This window comes from Kitasatospora sp. NPDC057500 (assembly GCF_042802195.1).
Taxonomy (GTDB): Bacteria; Actinomycetota; Actinomycetes; order Streptomycetales; family Streptomycetaceae; genus Kitasatospora.
The window spans coordinates 1-16,248 of record NZ_JBHVER010000189.1 but is presented as its reverse complement, the minus strand read 5'-3'; the positions used below and the strand labels follow the sequence as shown (position 1 = coordinate 16,248).

The 16,248-nt window shown below is 75.7% G+C and carries 14 protein-coding genes; 10 read left to right on the top strand and 4 right to left on the bottom strand.

What is annotated here, in order from left to right; genetic code table 11:
* Window positions 1-41: 41 nt before the first annotated feature.
* Both ACFU74_RS29755 and ACFU74_RS29750 read right to left on the bottom strand, forming a co-directional pair.
* The gene (locus tag ACFU74_RS29755; RefSeq protein ID WP_380762241.1) at window positions 42-563 is read right to left on the bottom strand and encodes a DinB family protein; all 522 of its coding nucleotides are present in this window, start codon (window positions 561-563) and stop codon (window positions 42-44) included.
* Window positions 564-639: 76 nt separating this feature from the next.
* Window positions 640-1,215, bottom strand: coding sequence for a nucleosidase (locus ACFU74_RS29750; RefSeq protein ID WP_380762239.1), 576 nt, complete (start codon window positions 1,213-1,215; stop codon window positions 640-642).
* Between the two features lie 338 nt (window positions 1,216-1,553).
* On the opposite strand from ACFU74_RS29750, the gene ACFU74_RS29745 reads away from it, so the two are divergent.
* From ACFU74_RS29745 to ACFU74_RS29700, 10 genes are all read left to right on the top strand, one after another.
* A complete protein-coding gene (locus ACFU74_RS29745; protein WP_380762237.1) occupies window positions 1,554-2,936 on the top strand; it encodes a hypothetical protein in 1,383 nt (460 codons plus the stop codon).
* Window positions 2,937-2,952: 16 nt separating this feature from the next.
* A complete protein-coding gene (locus tag ACFU74_RS29740; protein WP_380762235.1) occupies window positions 2,953-3,939 on the top strand; it encodes a glutamate ABC transporter substrate-binding protein in 987 nt (328 codons plus the stop codon).
* 130 nt (window positions 3,940-4,069) lie between these two features.
* Window positions 4,070-5,533: a hypothetical protein gene (locus tag ACFU74_RS29735; RefSeq protein WP_380762233.1), complete on the top strand. Its 1,464-nt coding sequence runs from the start codon at window positions 4,070-4,072 to the stop codon at window positions 5,531-5,533.
* Window positions 5,533-8,118, top strand: coding sequence for a tetratricopeptide repeat protein (locus ACFU74_RS29730; protein WP_380762231.1), 2,586 nt, complete (start codon window positions 5,533-5,535; stop codon window positions 8,116-8,118). Before ACFU74_RS29735 ends, ACFU74_RS29730 begins: the two co-directional genes overlap by 1 nt.
* Window positions 8,119-8,121: 3 nt before the next feature.
* A complete protein-coding gene (locus ACFU74_RS29725) occupies window positions 8,122-9,459 on the top strand; it encodes a PP2C family protein-serine/threonine phosphatase (RefSeq protein ID WP_380762229.1) in 1,338 nt (445 codons plus the stop codon).
* 195 nt (window positions 9,460-9,654) lie between these two features.
* Window positions 9,655-11,013, top strand: a complete 1,359-nt coding sequence (locus ACFU74_RS29720; protein ID WP_380762227.1) for a VWA domain-containing protein — start codon at window positions 9,655-9,657, stop codon at window positions 11,011-11,013.
* A 139-nt stretch (window positions 11,014-11,152) separates the two neighbouring features.
* The gene (locus ACFU74_RS29715; RefSeq protein WP_380762225.1) at window positions 11,153-12,256 is read left to right on the top strand and encodes an FHA domain-containing protein; all 1,104 of its coding nucleotides are present in this window, start codon (window positions 11,153-11,155) and stop codon (window positions 12,254-12,256) included.
* Window positions 12,257-12,349: 93 nt separating this feature from the next.
* The gene (locus ACFU74_RS29710; protein ID WP_380762223.1) at window positions 12,350-13,267 is read left to right on the top strand and encodes an ABC transporter ATP-binding protein; all 918 of its coding nucleotides are present in this window, start codon (window positions 12,350-12,352) and stop codon (window positions 13,265-13,267) included.
* Window positions 13,264-14,415, top strand: a complete 1,152-nt coding sequence (locus tag ACFU74_RS29705) for an ABC transporter permease (RefSeq protein ID WP_380762221.1) — start codon at window positions 13,264-13,266, stop codon at window positions 14,413-14,415. The genes ACFU74_RS29710 and ACFU74_RS29705 overlap by 4 nt, the downstream gene beginning before the upstream one ends.
* Window positions 14,416-14,505: 90 nt before the next feature.
* A complete protein-coding gene (locus tag ACFU74_RS29700) occupies window positions 14,506-14,910 on the top strand; it encodes a globin (protein WP_380762219.1) in 405 nt (134 codons plus the stop codon).
* Window positions 14,911-14,961: 51 nt separating this feature from the next.
* Here ACFU74_RS29700 and ACFU74_RS29695 read toward each other — a convergent pair whose 3' ends face one another.
* Window positions 14,962-15,651, bottom strand: a complete 690-nt coding sequence (locus ACFU74_RS29695) for a hypothetical protein (protein WP_380762217.1) — start codon at window positions 15,649-15,651, stop codon at window positions 14,962-14,964.
* 81 nt (window positions 15,652-15,732) lie between these two features.
* On the bottom strand, window positions 15,733-16,170 hold the full coding sequence (locus tag ACFU74_RS29690; protein ID WP_380762215.1) for an acyl-CoA thioesterase: 438 nt from the start codon (window positions 16,168-16,170) through the stop codon (window positions 15,733-15,735).
* Window positions 16,171-16,248 lie beyond the last annotated feature (78 nt).

Genomic DNA, 16,248 nt, shown 5'->3' with positions numbered 1-16,248 from the left:
CCCTTCCGGTGCGCGGGGGCGGCGGAGCGCTCCGCGGTCCGTCAGCGGCCGGTCGAACCGTCCAGCCGCTCGCGGAGGATGTCGGCGTGGCCGGCGTGCCGGGCGGTCTCCTCGATCATGTGCACCAGCAGCCAGCGCATCGACGGCGCTTCGGCGCCCGGGCGCAGCGAGCGCACGCCCGGGCGGTCGAGGACCTCGGCCGCCCCGGCGATCACCTCGTTGGCGCGGGCGACCGCCGCCCGGTACTCGGCGACCGCTCCCGCCACCGTCTCGTCGCCCGGCGAGGGCGCGTCGTCGTCCCACGGCTCGACGTCGTCGCCCCGGTAGGCCCAGAGGAACCAGTTGAGTTCGACGGCGGCGAGGTGGCGGACCAGCCAGAGCAGGCTGGTCCCGGAGTCGACGCCGGGACGGCGGGCGTCCTCGTCGGAGAGCCCCTCGGTCTTGGCGATCACGCAGTCACGCAGGTAGTCGAGGAAGGCGAGCAGCGTGGTGTGCTCGTCGGCGTTGATCCCCGGCGGGCGCAGGTCGGTCCGCTTGCGGGCGGTCGTGGCGTCATCGGTCATGCCGCCACCCTAGCCAGCCGCCCCGACCAGCCGCCCGGGCCGACCGGCCCGGCCGCCGGACCGGGCCGACGGACGGTCACCAGCCCTGGGCGTGCAGCCAGTCCGCGAGGTGGCGGGCGCAGTCGTCGACGGTCTCCCGCCAGGTGTGGCTGGCGCCGTCGCCCGCCTCGTCGCTGACGTGCTTGACCAGGCGGACCGGCAGTCCGGCCCGGTGGGCGACGGTGGCGACGGCGTAGCCCTCCATGTCGACCAGGTCGGCGTGCTCGGCGAGCCGGTCGCGGGCGGCCGGGTCGGAGACGAAGAGGTCGCCGGTGGCCAGCACCGGGCCCTCGCCCTTGCCGACGACCAGCGGGGCGCCGTAGGTGCGGCCGGTCAGGGCGTAGAGGGTCGGGGTGTCGATGTCGTGCTGGATCACCTGGGTGACGGTGTGGGTGCCCTCCCAGCCGGGGCGCAGGGCGCCGGCGGTCCCGAGGTTGACCACCTCGGAGGGGTGCGGGCCCTCGGCGAGGACGGTGGCCAGCGCGGCGGCGGCGTTGACCTTGCCGATGCCGGTGAGCAGCACCGGCAGGTGGTCGCCGAGGTGGGCGGCCTCCTCCCGGACGGCGACGACGAGCAGCGGTCGGTCGGCGGAGATCGTTCCCAGAAGACGCATGCCGCCATCGTACGGAGGGCCCGGCCGTCGCACCGGCGCACGAACCGCCGGGCCGGGGAGCGCCGGGAGCGCACCCGCACAACCGGACCCCGATCCTCCGCAACGCCCGGGAACCGCGTAGGGTGCGTGCCGCGTCGACCCGTTCGCCGCCCGCCCCGCGTCCCGGGGCGGCCCGGGCAGGGGGAGCCCGGGAGCCGCGGAGCACGGTGGTGCGCACGGCTCAAGATCCGCGCAACTCGGGTGTGGCCGCCGGGAGTGACGGCCATACTGCTGGCAACGGCCGGGCCCCGGAGACGGAGGGCGGGCCACTGGGGAGGGGGAGGCTGGTGGCGACACCGGTGCGTATCGAGAGGCCGGGACCGCCCGCGACGCGGTCCGGCGGTACGGAGGCGGCGGCGGTCGTACGGCGCGGGCCGGTCGCCCGGCTGGGGCGGGCCGCCCGGACGGCACCGGGGCGGCTGCGGCTCGCCGGGGCGCTGCTCGCGGCGCTGACCCTCGCGTTCGGCGCGCTGACCGCCGTCCAGCTGGACTCCCGCGCCGCGGCGGCCGGCCGGGTGGTCGACTCCAGCCAGCCGCTCAGCCAGGCCGCCGCCGAGATCAACCGCTCGCTGGCCGACGCCGACGCCACCGCGGCGAGCGGCTTCCTGCTGGCGGGCGCCGAACCCCGGGCCGTCCGGGAGCGCTACGAGCAGGACCTCAGGACGGCCTCCCAGCTGATCTCCGAGGCAGCCGCCCGCACCACTTCCTCCTCGGACCTCCAGGAACTGCTCTCCACCCTCAACCAGAAGGTCCCGGTGTACGCGGGGCTGGTGGAGACCGCCCGGGCCAACAACCGGCAGGGCTTCCCGCTCGGCGGCGCCTACCAGCGGTACGCCTCCGAGCAGATGCGCAGCGAGCTGCTGCCGGCCGCCGCCCGGCTGTCGGCCGCCCAGGACGAGGTGCTGGCCGACGACCTGGCGCAGGCCCGGGCCACCCCGTGGGCGGGGTACGCGCTGGGGCTGGTGGCGCTGCTCGCGCTGGCCTGGGTGCAGCTGGCGCTGTTCCGGCGGACCAACCGGGTCTTCAACATCGGCCTGCTGGCCGCCAGTGCGTCCGTCCTGGCGGCGGTGCTCTGGCTGACCGTCAGCGCCACCGGCGCCGGCGCGGCGCTCGGACGCGGCGAGCGCGAGGGCGCCGCGCCGCTGCGGGCGCTCAACGCGGCCCGGGTGGACGTGCTGACCGCCCGGCTGGCGGAGAACCTGCACTACGTCTCGCGCGGTTCCAGCTCCACCTACTCGAACCTCTGGACGACGACCACCGGCCGGCTGTACACCCGGGCCCCCGAACGCGGCGAGCCCGCGGGCACCCTGGCGCAGGCCCGGGCGCTGGCACCGGCCGCCGCCCGGGCCACCGTCGACCAGGCGGTGCGCGACTACGAGCAGTGGAACGAGCGGCACACCGCAGCCACCGCGCTGGAGAACCAGGGCGACTACCAGGCCGCGCTGGACGCCACCGTGACGGCCGGGGAGGCCGACGCGCCGAAGACGGCCGACGCCGCGTTCGCCGCCGCCGACCGGCAGTTGGCGCAGGCCGCCCTGCTGGAGGAGGGCCGGTTCCGGGACGAGGCCCTGGGCGTCGACGACGACCTGCGCACCGCCGCCGTGGGGATCGCCGCACTCGGCCTGGTGGCCGCCGCCGCGGCGCTGGGCGGCCTCGGCCGCCGACTGGCCGAGTACCGGTAGAGGGGGGACGGACGAGATGGGCACGATCACGGACCGGGGACGGGGCCGCGCCACCGCACTGCGGGCGGCCCGCACGGCGGCGGCACTGGCGCTGCTGGCCACCGGCGCGCTGGCGCTCGGCGCGGGCGGGCCGCACGGCGGCCGGGAGGCGGGCGCACCGGCGCAGGTGCCGCTGGCCGCCCAGCAGGACGAGGCGGAGCAGAGCGGCCGGGCGGAGCCCTGCGACCTGTACCGGAGCGTTCCGCCCAGCACGGTGGACGGCGCGGCGGTGCAGGCCATCAAGGCCCGCCGCAGCCTGGTCGTCGGCATCGACCTGAACAGCTACCGGTGGGGTTCGCGCAACCCCAACACCGGCCGGCTGGAGGGCTTCGACATCGACCTCGCCCGGGCGATCGGCACCGCCATCATGGGCGACCCGGAGAAGGTGGTGTTCAAGGCGGTGCCGACCGCCGACCGGATCAAGTACATCAAGGAGGGCCGGGTCGACATCATCGTCCGCACCATGTCGATCACCTGCGAACGACTGGAGGAGATCGCCTTCTCCCGGCCGTACTTCACCACCAGCCAGCGGGTCCTGGTGCCCAGGACCTCGCCGGCCAGGAGCCTCGACGAGGCGCTGAACGGCACCACCGCGTGCGCGGCGACCGGCTCCACCGCCCTGGTGGAGCTGAAGACCCGACCGCTCAAGCAGGTCGTCCCGGTGGAGAACAACCTGGACTGCCTGGTGCTGATGCAGCTGGGCAAGGTCGACGCGACGATGACCGACGACGGCCTGGCGGCCGGCCAGGCGGCGCAGGACCAGACCGTCAAGGTGCTGGACGGCGAGGTGCGGCCGGGCGTGATGGGCGTCGCGATGCTGAAGAACAGCACCGACCTGACCGCCCGGGTGAACCAGGTGCTCAACGACTACTACGCCAACGGCGGCTGGCGCCGGGCGTACGACAGCTGGCTCAAGCCGTACCTGCTGGACGACGCCGACCGGCACTGGCCGACACCGCGGTGACGGGCGGACAGACAGGCCCCGGGCCACGCGTTAGGGTCTGTCCGGCGGCCCCCGGCGCCGGTGGCGGCGCCCGGGGAGACGGAACGGAGCAGGTGGCACGCGCGGAACAGGCGGAGGAGGGGAGAGGGCGATGGCGGCTTCGGCCGGCCCGGTGCTGAGCCGGGAGGAGGTGGACCGCGCGCTGGCGCGCCTCGGCGCGGAACGCGACGCGGTCGAGTCGGCGCTGCTCTCCCTCCAGGACCACCCGGGCCTGCGGCTGCTCGACGGCGCCGAGCTGACCGGGCGCACCCAGGAGCGCTGGGCCGTCGTCGGACAGGGCCTGCCGCTGCTCTGGGCGCTGTTCGACCGCTACTCCGAGGCGCTCGCCTCGGCCCGCGCGGTGCGGGCCCGCAAGGCGCGGCCGGGCGGGCCGGAACTCACCGAGCTGAGCGAGCTGCTGACGGGCGACGCGGTCACCGTGCCCGGCGGCGCGCCGGACGGCCCGCAGCGCCTCGGCGCCCCCGCCCGGCTGGTCGAGCGGATCAGCCTGGACGTGCTGATGGACCGGATGAACGCCTGGTACGCCACCGTCCTGGAGGTGGTGTCGGCGGCCGACGCGGTCTGGACAGCGCTGCCCGCCCGGATCGACCTGCTGATCGCCGAACTGCGCCGGGTGCAGACCCTGGCGGCCTCGCTCGGCGTGCGTGCCGGCGGCCATCCGCTGGGCGACGACCTGGAGGCGCTGGAGGCCGACCTGGGCGGGCTGCGGACCGAGGTGCGCGGCGACCCGCTGGCGCTCTGGCGGCCCGCGCGCGTCCCCGCGCAGCGCGGCACGGTGCCCGACGGCGGCGCGCTCGCCACGCCCGCCGGGGTGGTGGACACCGAACGCTTCGACCTGGCCGGGCGGGCGCTGGACGACGTCCGGCTGGAGCTGGAGAACCTGCTGCGGCTGCGCGACGACGCCGAGGAGCGCCTGCAGGGCGTCGGCGACCTGCTGCAACGGGCCGACGCCACACTGGCCGAGGCCCGCCGGGCGCGCGGCGAGGTGCTGGCGAAGATCGCCGCCACCGAGGTGCCGGCCGTCCCCGGACCGGCCTCGGCACTGCGCGAACGGATCGTGGTGGCCCTGGAGCTGCGCCAGAGCGGGCAGTGGTACCGGCTGGCGCCGCTGCTGGACGCGCTGGAGGACGCGGCGGCCAAGGAGCTGGCCAGGGCCCGGCAGTCGCTGACCGAGGTGACCCAGCCGCTGGCCGTCCGGGCCGAGCTGCGCGGGCGCCTGGACGCGTACAAGGCGATGGCGGCCCGGCTGCGGATGGCCGAGGACCCGGAAGTGGTGGAGCGGTACGAGAAGGCGCGCTGGCTGCTGTGGAGCGCGCCGTGCGACCTGCGGGCGGCGGCCGGCGCGGTGGCCCGGTTCCAGCAGGCGCTGCGCCCGGCACCGGAGGGCCCGGAGCCGGACGCTCCGGGCGCTCCGGGCGCTCCGGGCGCTCCGGGCGCTCCGGGCGCTCCGGGCGGGGACGGACGGGACGGATCGGAGCCGGGCGGGGCGGCGGCCGGCGGGGAGCCGGCCGACGGACAGGCTGTCGACGGACGGGTACAGGGGGGCCGAGGGTGATGGGCGAGACGTGCGTGCGGCCCGAGTGCGGGGGCACCGGGACGATCGATGCGGACGGCTACTGCGACGAGTGCGGGCTCGCCCCGGAGGGGACCTCCTCGGTGAGGACCGCCACCGGACCGGCGGCGCCCGCCCCGGCCGGAGCGGGCGACCCCTGCCCGCGCGACTGCGCCGGGACCGTCGACACGGACGGCTACTGCGACGAATGCGGACTCACCCCGCCCGGCGTGCCGGCCCCGCGCTCCGGGACGCCCGGCTCCGCGGCGTACACCTCCACCGCGGAGATCGTGTTCGACCCCGACACCGGCTCCGCCCGCACCTCGGCCCGCAGCGGCTCGGCCCGCTCGCTGTCCGGCCGTTCCCGCTCGCACCGCTCGACCCGCACCGGCAGCGGCCGGTCGGTCTCGGTGCGCAGCAGCCGCGGCAGCGCCACCGCCAACCGGCACCGCCTGGGCGCCGGCCTGGTGACGGTCCCCACCGTCCCGGCCGCCGACCCGGCACAGGCGGTGCTGGAGAACCCCGAGGTGCCCGAGCGCAAGCGGTACTGCTCCAAGTGCGACGCACCGGTGGGCCGGGAGCGGGGCGGCAAGCCGGGCCGCCCGGAGGGCTTCTGCACCAAGTGCGGCACCCCGTACTCGTTCACCCCCAAGCTGCGCCGGGGCGACCTGGTCGGCGGGCAGTACGAGGTGGTGGGCTGCCTGGCGCACGGCGGCCTCGGCTGGATCTACCTGGCGGTGGACCGGCGGGTCAACGACAAGTGGGTGGTGCTCAAGGGCCTGCTGGACACCGGGGACGAGGACGCGCTGGCGGTGGCCGTCGCCGAGCGCCGGTTCCTGGCCGAGGTGGACCACCCGGGCATCGTGCGCATCATCAACTTCGCCGAGCACCCGGACCTGCGGACCGGCGCCACCGACGGCTACATCGTGATGGAGTACGTCGGCGGCAAGTCGCTCAAGGACATCGCCAACGAGCGCCGCACCCCGGACGGGCGACGCGACCCGCTGCCGGTCGAGCAGGCGATCGCGTACGCGCTGGAGGCGCTGCCCGCGCTGGGCTACCTGCACCAGCGCGGCCTGGTCTACTGCGACTTCAAGATCGACAACGTCATCCAGAGCGGCGACACCCTCAAGATCATCGACATGGGCGCCGTCCGCCGCTTCGACGACGACGGCCCGATCTACGGCACCATCGGCTACCAGGCTCCGGAGATCGCCACCGACGGCCCCTCCCCCGCCTCCGACCTCTACACGGTGGCCCGCACCCTCGCCGTCCTCAGCTTCGACTTCCAGGGCTACTCCACCACCTACCGGGACACCCTGCCCGGCCCGGAGTCCGTCCCGGCCTTCGCCGCCTACGAGTCCTACTACCGGCTGCTGGTGCGCGCCACCGACCCCGACCCGGCCCGCCGGTTCGCCTCCGCCGAGGAGATGGCCGACCAGCTCACCGGTGTGCTGCGCGAGGTCCTGGCCCTCCAGGACGGCCGCGCCCGGCCCGCGCCCTCGACCCTGTTCGGCCCCGAACTGCGGGTCGTCGACAACGAGTTGGTCGCACCTACGGTGCGGCCCGGCGAGCTGCGGCTGACCGCCCTCGACCCGGCCGCCGCCGCGCTCGCGCTGCCCGTCCCGCGGATCGACCCGGCCGACCCGAACGCCGGCTTCCTCGCCACCCTGCTGGCCACCGACCCGCAGGAGGCGCTGGCCGCGCTGGACGGCGCCCCCGCCGACTCGGTCGAGCGCCGGCTGCGGGCGCTGCGCGCGCTGCTCGAACTCGGCCACGGGCGGCAGGCCGCCGAGGCCCTCGCCGCACTGGAGCAGGACCACCCGGACGACTGGCGGGTGGTCTGGTACCGGGGCCTGGCCTCGCTGGTCTCCGCCGCCGACCCGGACGGCGGCCCCGCCGAGGGCGGGGGCGAGTCGGCCGGGCCCCGCGAGCGGGCGCTGCGCGCCGCCACCGAGGCCTTCGACGCCGTCTACGACGCCTTCCCCGGCGAGGCCGCCCCCAAGCTGGCCCTCGCCGTCTGCGCCGAACTCCTCGGCGACGGCGGCGACGCGGCCGAGCTCTACCGTCTGGTGTGGAGCACCGACCAGAGCTACCTGAGCGCCGCCTTCGGGCTGGCCCGGGTCCGGCTCGCCGGGGACGACCGGGCCGGCGCGGTCGCCGTCCTGGAGTCCGTCCCGGCCACCTCCAGCCAGTACACCGCCGCCCGGATCGCCGCCGTCCGGGCCCGGCTGCGCGAGCGGCCCGCCACCGACCCGCTCGGCGCCGACCTCGGCGCGAGCTCCGAGCAGCTGACCGCGCTGCGCCTGGACGACCGCCGCCGCGAGGAACTCGCCGTCGAGGTGCTCGGCGCGGCGCTCGGCTGGGTGACCGCCGGGTCCCCCGACGGGACCGGGAGCGGGAACGGGACCGGCCCCGGCCGGGCGACCGGCGAGGTCAGCGTGCTGGGACGGCCCGCGGTGGAAAGGGAACTGCGGTTCGCCCTGGAGCAGTCCTACCGGGTACTCGCCCGGTTGGCCGACCGGGCCGAAACAAGGATCGAGATGGTGGAACGGGCCAACCGGGCCCGTCCCAGGACGTGGGTGTAACAGATGCCGCAGCAGACCGTGTGCCACAGCTGTGCCGAGCCGATGGACCCGGAGGACGTCTTCTGCGGCTCCTGCGGGGCGGGCCGGGACGGCCGGCCCGCCCCCGGCGCGATGCCGGCCGGCTGGTCGGCCGCCCGGGCGGCGGCCGACGGCGAGGACCACCCCCCGACCCTGCCCAACACGCCCACCGTGCCCGCCCAGGGCGGCGGCCCGGGCACCCCGAGCACGGCCGCGTGCGCGCACTGCGGACTCCACCAGGTGACCGCCGACGGCTACTGCGAGGCCTGCGGCGGCGCCCAGCCGCGCCCCCGCGACCACATGGAGAAGGCGCTGGCCGGCGTCGCCGGGGTCAGCGACCGCGGTGTGCGCCACCACCGCAACGAGGACTCCTTCACCGTCGCCGCCACCTCGCTGCCCGGCGGCGAGCCGGTCGTGGTGGCCGTGGTCTGCGACGGCGTCTCCTCCTCCGACCGGCCCGACCAGGCCTCCGAGACCGCGGTCGACGCCGCCTCCGAGTCGCTGCTCAGCTCCCTGGAGGCGGGCACCGACCCGACCGCCGCGATGCGCCGGGCGATCGCCGACGCGGCCGACGCGGTGGCCGCGCTGGCCACCGACGGCACCCGGCCGAGCCGGCCCGACGTCAACGCTCCCGCCTGCACCTACGTCAGCGCCATCGCCGCCGGCGGACGGATCACCATCGGCTGGGTCGGCGACACCCGGGCGTACTGGATCCCCGACGACCGGGCCGCCGCCGTGCCGTTCCGGCTCACCCAGGACGACTCCTGGGCCGCCCGGATGGTCGAGGCCGGGCTGATGGGCGAGGCCGAGGCGTACGCGGACCCGCGCGCCCACGCCATCACCGGCTGGCTCGGCGCCGACGCCGAGGAGGTCGTGCCGCACGTCATCGGCTTCACCCCGCACTACCCCGGGGTGCTGCTGGTCTGCACCGACGGGCTGTGGAACTACGCCGAGGCCGCCACCGACCTGGCGTACCGGGTCCGGCCGGACGCCCGCACCGAGCCGCTGGCCGCCGCGCAGGACCTGGTGAAGTTCGCCGTCGCGGCCGGCGGCCACGACAACATCACCGTCGCCGTGCTGCCGATCGACCCGCCCGCGGCCGCGGACGAGGAGGACGGCCGCACCGCCACCGCGCTCGACCTGCCGCTGGTCACCGCGGGCGGTCCGGCCGCGGCCGGCGCGGCGGACGACGACGAGGAGTACGACCCGACCCTGCCGGACATCCCGGTGATCGGCTCCCCCGCCGCCCCGCTGCCGCCGCTGCCCCCGGTCCCGCCGCCGCCCGCCGCCCCGCCGCGCCCGACCGTGCCCCCGGCCCGCTGATCCGACCGCTCCCCCGCCGTCCCGACACCACTGCCGACCCGGCCACCGCCGACCCGGCCGCCCCGCCGGGGCCCGCGCCCGCCGGGCGCGGGCCCCACCACGCTCCGCCGCGCGCCGCCCCCTGGAGGCGGCCACCCGACCTCCGAGCACAGCCGCCCCCGCACCAACCGACCGACCGACGGGAGCCACCGGCCCATGGCAACACTGGCGAAGCCGAACCTGCCCAGGTTCGACGTGGAGATCTTCCAGAACGAGTACCTCGCGGACGGCGCCCGCGAGGTGAACGCCATCGTCACCGTGACCGCGACGGGCGGCGGCACCTCCGGCGGCCGGCCGCTCGGCGTCGCCGACACCGCGCCGGGCGGCGGTGACGGGCAGTCCGCCGCCGTGGTGATCCTGGTGGACTGCTCCGGCTCGATGGACTACCCGTCGAGCAAGCTGCGCGGTGCCCGCGAGGCCACCGCCGCCGCCGTCGACACCATCCGCGACGGCGTCGCCTTCGCCGTGGTCGCCGGCACCCACGAGGCCCGCGAGGTCTTCCCCGGCGACGGCACCCTCGCGGTCGCCTCACCGGACACCCGCGCCCGGGCCAAGGAGTCGCTGCGACGGCTCACCGCGGCCGGCGGCACCGCCATGGGCACCTGGCTCACCAAGGCCGACCAGCTCTTCCTCACCCGCCCCGACATCCCGATCCGGCACGCCATCCTGCTGACCGACGGCAACAACGAGCACGAGAGCGCCGCCGAGCTGGAGCGCGCGATCAACCGGGCCACCGGCCGCTTCACCGCCGACTGCCGGGGCGTGGGCACCGACTGGCGGGTGGACGAGCTGCGCAGGATCTCCTCCGCGCTGCTCGGCACCGTGGACATCGTCCCCGAGCCGTCGGGCCTGGCCGAGGACTTCCGCTCGATGATGGCCGGCGCGATGGGCAAGCAGGTCGCCGACGTCGCACTGCGGATCTGGACCCCCGCCAACGCGGTGGTCAGGTTCGTCAAGCAGGTCGCCCCCTCGCTGGAGGACCTCACCGCGCGCCGGTCCGAGTCCGGGCCGCGGGCCGGCGACTACCCGACCGGCTCGTGGGGCGACGAGAGCCGCGACTACCACGTCTGCGTGGAGGTGCCGGCCGCGGCCGTCGGCAACGAGATGCTGGCCGCCCGGGTGAGCCTGGTCCTGCCGCCGTCGGTCGCCGGGGGGACGCCCGAGGTGCTGTCGCAGGGCCTGGTCAAGGCGGTCTGGACGGACGACCTCGCCTCGTCCACCCGGATCAGCCCGCAGGTCGCCCACTACACCGGCCAGGCGGAGCTCGCCGCGGCCGTCCGGGAGGGCATGGAGGCGCACCGCGCGGGGGACGTCCACCGGGCCACCGCCAGGCTCGGCGCCGCCGTGCGGATCGCGCACGCGACCGGGAACGAGGGCACCTACCGGCTACTCCAGAAGGTGGTGGACGTGGTGGACCCGAAGGAGGGTACCGTTCGGTTCCGTAAGAACGTGAGCGAGGCCGACTCGATGATCATCGAGACCCGGTCGACCAAGACCGTCCGTGTGAAGAAGTGACCACCGAAGCACCGACCGGGCCGCGAAACGGCCGGGCTCAGCCCCGGCCGGGCTGGAATTGAGGGGGGACCTGATGCCGATCTGCCCTAGGGGCCATGAGTCGCAGGCCGAGGACTGGTGCGACTTCTGCGGATTTCCGATGACACCGCCGCAGCCGCTGCCGCAGCCGCCCGGCGGGCACCCCGGCGTGCCCGGACACCCGGGGGCGCACGGCGCACCCGGCGCCCCGTACGGGGCCACGCTCCCCCCGGGCGCGATTCCGCCGCCCCCGGGAGCCGTCCCCCCGCCGCCGCCCGCCCCGCAGGGCTTCCCCGACCTCACCGAGGGCCTGGCGGTCTGCCCGATCTGCCGCAGCCCGCAGACCGGACGGTTCTGCGAGGAGTGCGGCTACGACTACGACCTCTCGGCGCCGCAGCGCGCCCCGCAGCCGTTCCCGGCCGCCCCCGCGCCGCCGCCCGCACCCGCCCCCCTGAACATCCCGGCGGCGTACGGCGGCGCCCCGGAGGCCCCGGCCCCCCAGCAGCACCAGCAGCAGCACCAGCAGCACCCGGGCCAGTACCACGGCGAGGCGGCCCCGGGCCCGTACCCGGGCGAAGCCCCGCCGCTGCCGCCGCAGCCCGGCGCGCCCGCCGGCTACGGCTACCCGCCGCAGGCCCCCGCGCCGGCCCCGGTCGAGCAGCCCGCCCCCGGCCCGTACGGCGCGCCGCACCCGCGCGAGGACTCCGGCCCGGTCTACGCCCAGCCCGGCCCGTCCCGGCGCGGCGACGAGTTCGGCACCTCGTTCCACCTGGCCCCGCCCGCACCCCCGCAGGGCCCGCCCGCCGAGCCGGTGCGGACCACCTGGTTCGCGGTGATCGCGGCCGACCGCGAGTACTTCACCGCGATGATGACCCGCAGCGGTCCGGAGGCGGCCGGCCTGTTCTTCCCGCCGTACTGCCCCGAGCGGCGGATCCCGCTGACCGGGCGCGGCCAGCTGCGGATCGGCCGGCGCAGCCAGCACCGGGGCACGGTGCCGGAGATCGACCTCTCGGTCGCGCCGGAGGACCCGGGCGCCTCGCACCAGCACGCCCTGCTGGCGGAGCAGCCGGACGGCGGCTGGGTGCTGGTCGACCAGGACTCCACCAACGGCACCACGGTGAACGGCGGAGCGGAGCCGATCGCCGCGCACACCGCGATCCCCTTGAACGACGGCGACCGGATCCACATCGGCGCCTGGACCACGATCACCGTGCACCGCGCCTGACCCGTCGGACCTTCGACACCGTTGTAAAACTGATCATCAAATGATGCTCGGACAACTCCCCACGACGGCCTGCCGCCCCTAGGCTCGGTCCTTATGACTGCTGCAATATCCGCTGACGGCATCCGTCAGCGGTACGGGGACGTGCAGGCCGTCGACGGGGTGTCACTCACCGTCGAGACCGGCGAATTCTATGGAATCCTCGGGCCGAACGGCGCCGGGAAGACCACCACACTGGAGATCCTGGAGGGCATCCGCAAACCGGACGAGGGCCGGGTCGAGCTGCTGGGCCTGGCGCCCTGGCCGCGCAATCCCGAGCTGCTGCCGCGCATCGGCGTGCAGTTCCAGGCCTCCGCCTTCTTCAACAAGCTCACCGCGCGGGAGACCATCCGCACCTTCGGCTCCTTCTACGGCATCGGCCCCAGGCGCGCCGACGCGATGCTGGAGCGGGTCGGCCTGACCGAGTCGGCCGGTGTGATGACCGACAAGATGTCCGGCGGCCAGGCCCAGCGCCTCTCGATCGCCTGCGCCCTGGTCCACGGCCCGGAGCTGGTCTTCCTGGACGAGCCCACCACCGGCCTCGACCCGCAGGCCCGCCGCAACCTCTGGGACCTGCTGCGCGACATCAACGCCGAGGGCCGCACCGTCGTGCTCACCACCCACTACCTGGACGAGGCCGAGGTGCTCTGCGACCGCGTCTCGGTGATGGACCACGGACGGGTCCTGCGCACCGGGGCGCCCGCCGCACTGGTCCGCGAGATCGACGACACCGTCCGGATCAGCGTGGAGTCCGGCCTGCTGGCCCTGGACACCGCGCGCGGGCTGTTCGCCGCCGCCGGGGCGGAGATCACCTCGCTGGAGGACGACGGCGTCTCGCTGTCGCTGTCCACCCGCCTGCCCGCACCGGTGCTCTCCGTACTCGCCGAGCGGAACGCGCTGCGCGGCCTGGAGGTCCGCGGCGCCACCCTGGAGGACGTCTTCCTCCAGCTCACCGGACGGGAGTACCGCGCATGAGCACCGAGCCCACCACGGCCGCGCCCCCGGCCGCCGCCCCCGCCCCGGGCAGCACGCCCCCGGCCCCCGCCGGGCGCGAGCGGGTCTCCGCCTTCGCAAGCCTCTCCCGGGTGATGCTGGTCGCCTTCGTCCGCGACCGCACCGCGCTGTTCTTCGTGCTGCTCTTCCCGGTGATGTTCCTGCTGCTCTTCGGCACCCTGCTCAAGGGGGCCACCACCCAGCACGCCAAGGTCGAGCAGATCGGCGCCGTGCGGCTGCTGGACTCGGTCCAGGGCGAGGCCCGGACCGGCCTGGAGCAGGTGCTGACCATCACCAGGAGCGACGACGAGGCCGCCGCGCTGGAGAAGGTCCGCAAGGGCGACCTGGACGCCATGATCAAGGAGGGCCCGGACGGCAAGGTCGTGGTGCGCTACAGCGCCGCCGACCAGGTCCGCGCCGGAACCGTCCAGGGCATCGTCAACTCGGTGGTCCAGCAGGCCAACCAGGCCGACAGCGGCAAGGCGCCCGCCTACACCCTGGAGAGCAGCCAGGTCGAGGACGGCTCGCTCAAGGCGATCCAGTTCCTCACCCCCGGCCTGCTGGGCTTCGCGGTGGCCACCGGCGCGGTGTTCAGCGCCTCACTGACCCTGGTCGGCTGGCGGAAGAACAAGGTGCTGCTCCGGCTGCGGCTCGCCCCGGTGAGCGTCGGATCGATCGTCGCCTCCCGGATCGCCGTCTCGGTGCTGACCGCGCTCGCCCAGACCACGATCTTCCTGGTCCTCGCCACCCTGCCGTTCTTCGGGCTGAAACTGACCGGCAACTGGTGGCTGGTGATCCCGCTGGTGATCTGCGGGACCGTCGCCTTCATGTCGATCGGCCTGCTGGTCGGCTCGATCGCCAGGACCGAGGAGGCCGCCAACGGCCTCGCGCAGGTCATCGTGCTGCCGATGTCGTTCCTGTCCGGCTCGTTCTTCCCGACCGAGGACATGCCGGGCTGGCTCAAGGCGATCTCCGAGGCGCTGCCGCTGAAGCACCTGGTCACCTCGGCGCAGTCGGTGCTCTCCCGGGGCGGCGGCGTGATGGACGCGCTGCCGACGATGGGCGGGCTGCTGCTCTTCGCGGCCGTGCTGACCGGCGTCTCCTGGAAGCTGTTCCGCTGGGAGAACTGAGCAGCGCCGCGCCGCACGGGGTCGTACGCCCGTGGACCTGGTCCCCAGGTCCCGGTGTACGGCCCCGCCGCCGTCTGCGACCATGGTCGGGTGAACGAGATCCGGCGTGGCACGCTCAGCGAGGAGACCTTCTTCGAGCAGGTCGGCGGCGAACCGACCTTCCGGCGGCTGGTCCACCGGTTCTACCAGGGCGTCGCGGAGGACGAGTTGCTCCGGCCGATGTACCCGGAGGAGGACCTCGGGCCGGCCGAGGAGCGGTTCGCGCTCTTCCTGATCCAGTACTGGGGCGGCCCGCGCACCTACAGCGAGCAGCGCGGCCACCCGCGGCTGCGGATGCGGCACGTGCCGTTCAAGGTGGACCGCGCCGCGCACGACGCCTGGCTGAAGCACATGCGGGTGGCGCTCGACGAACTGGGCCTGCCGGAGGACGCCGAGCGGCAGCTCTGGGACTACCTCACCTACGCCGCCGCCTCGATGATCAACACCGAGGGCTGAGCCCGAACCGGGCCGGCGCCGGAACGGTCCGAACCCCGGACCGGGCCGGCCCTAGAGCGGGCTGAGCCCGAGCCCCGCGCCGGGTGCGGCCGCCGTGCGGACCGCCACCGAGCCCGCCGGGGCGGACAACCGCAGCCAGCCGCCGGCCCGGTGCACCGTCAGCGGGGCCTGCGGGGCCAGGAAGCCGATCACCTGGGCCGCGTGGGCGGCGCGCAGCGGCAGCTCGGGCAGCGCGGACAGCGGGCGGGACCAGATCTCGTCGGCCAGCGCGTCCAGCACCGCGCGGGTCCGGTGGTGCTCCGGAACGGCCTCGCTGCGCTCGCGGAACTCCCGCACGGCGGCCGCCACTTCGAGGCGCACCCGGTCGGTGGGCGGGGTACCGACCGGCCGCCAGCCGGTACGCGGCGGCAGCATTCCGGCCCAGGCGGGCCCGGTGACCGGGGCGGGCAGCGCGACGGCGTCCGCCGCGGTGTCCACGCCGTCCAGCAGCTGTCCGGCCGAGACGGTCAGGTCGACCGGCCCGTCCAGCCGGGCCAGCCGCGCGGTGCGCACCGCCAGCGCGCCCGAACCGCCCAGCGGCAGCCGCCCGAAGACGGCCAGCACTCCGCCGCCGTCCGGCCGCGGCACGCCCTGCAGCCGGACCGCCGCCGCCTTGTCGAAGCGCAGCAGACGGACCAGGAAGGCGGCCAGGTCGGCGGCCTCCCCGGTGTCGGCGAGGGCGAGGGCGGCGGTGCTGTTCAACGCTTCGGCTCACATCCGGGCGGCGGGCGTACGGGTACGGGACGGCGGGCGGCTACGGGACGGCGGGCGGGGCGGAGGCGGTCAGACCGCGACGGGCTCCTCGTCCAGGAAGCGCTCCAGGAACTCCCGCTCCACCGCGCTGATCCGGCGCGGCCGGCCCTCGGCGAGGTCGTAGGGCACGACCACGGTGGAGGCCCGGACGTAGACGGTCTCGGTGCCGTCCGCGGCGGTGTCCTTGATCTCGTACGAGACGGTCAGCGAGGCACCGCCGATCCTGGTCACCCAGGTCTCGATGGTGACCGGCTCGGGCCGGTGCACCAGCGGGCGTTTGTAGTCGATCTCGTGGCGCGCCACCACCGAACCGCCCGCGAACTCGCCGGCGCCGGCCTCGGCGGCCTGGGTGAACATGAAGTCGATCCGGGCCTCCTCCAGGTAGCGCAGGAAGACCACGTTGTTGACGTGCCCGAACGCGTCCATGTCGGACCAGCGCAGCGGGCAGGCGTAGATGTGGCGTGCCACGGTTTCTCCTCGACGTCCGGTGCCCGCCGGCGGTCGGTGCCGGTCGGGCGTCGGCCCGGCAGGCCGGCCCCCACGGGG

Bases quoted from the DNA above. Each gene is read 5' to 3' on its own strand.
- ACFU74_RS29740 (WP_380762235.1), top strand. From the start codon at position 2,953: ATGGGCACGATCACGGACCGGGGACGGGGCCGCGCCACCGCACTGCGG.
- ACFU74_RS29705 (WP_380762221.1), top strand. From the start codon at position 13,264: ATGAGCACCGAGCCCACCACGGCCGCGCCCCCGGCCGCCGCCCCCGCC.
- ACFU74_RS29720 (WP_380762227.1), top strand. From the start codon at position 9,655: ATGGCAACACTGGCGAAGCCGAACCTGCCCAGGTTCGACGTGGAGATC.
- ACFU74_RS29735 (WP_380762233.1), top strand. From the start codon at position 4,070: ATGGCGGCTTCGGCCGGCCCGGTGCTGAGCCGGGAGGAGGTGGACCGC.
- ACFU74_RS29730 (WP_380762231.1), top strand. From the start codon at position 5,533: ATGGGCGAGACGTGCGTGCGGCCCGAGTGCGGGGGCACCGGGACGATC.
- ACFU74_RS29710 (WP_380762223.1), top strand. From the start codon at position 12,350: ATGACTGCTGCAATATCCGCTGACGGCATCCGTCAGCGGTACGGGGAC.
- ACFU74_RS29715 (WP_380762225.1), top strand. From the start codon at position 11,153: ATGACACCGCCGCAGCCGCTGCCGCAGCCGCCCGGCGGGCACCCCGGC.
- ACFU74_RS29750 (WP_380762239.1), bottom strand. From the start codon at position 1,215: ATGCGTCTTCTGGGAACGATCTCCGCCGACCGACCGCTGCTCGTCGTC.
- ACFU74_RS29755 (WP_380762241.1), bottom strand. From the start codon at position 563: ATGACCGATGACGCCACGACCGCCCGCAAGCGGACCGACCTGCGCCCG.
- ACFU74_RS29725 (WP_380762229.1), top strand. From the start codon at position 8,122: ATGCCGCAGCAGACCGTGTGCCACAGCTGTGCCGAGCCGATGGACCCG.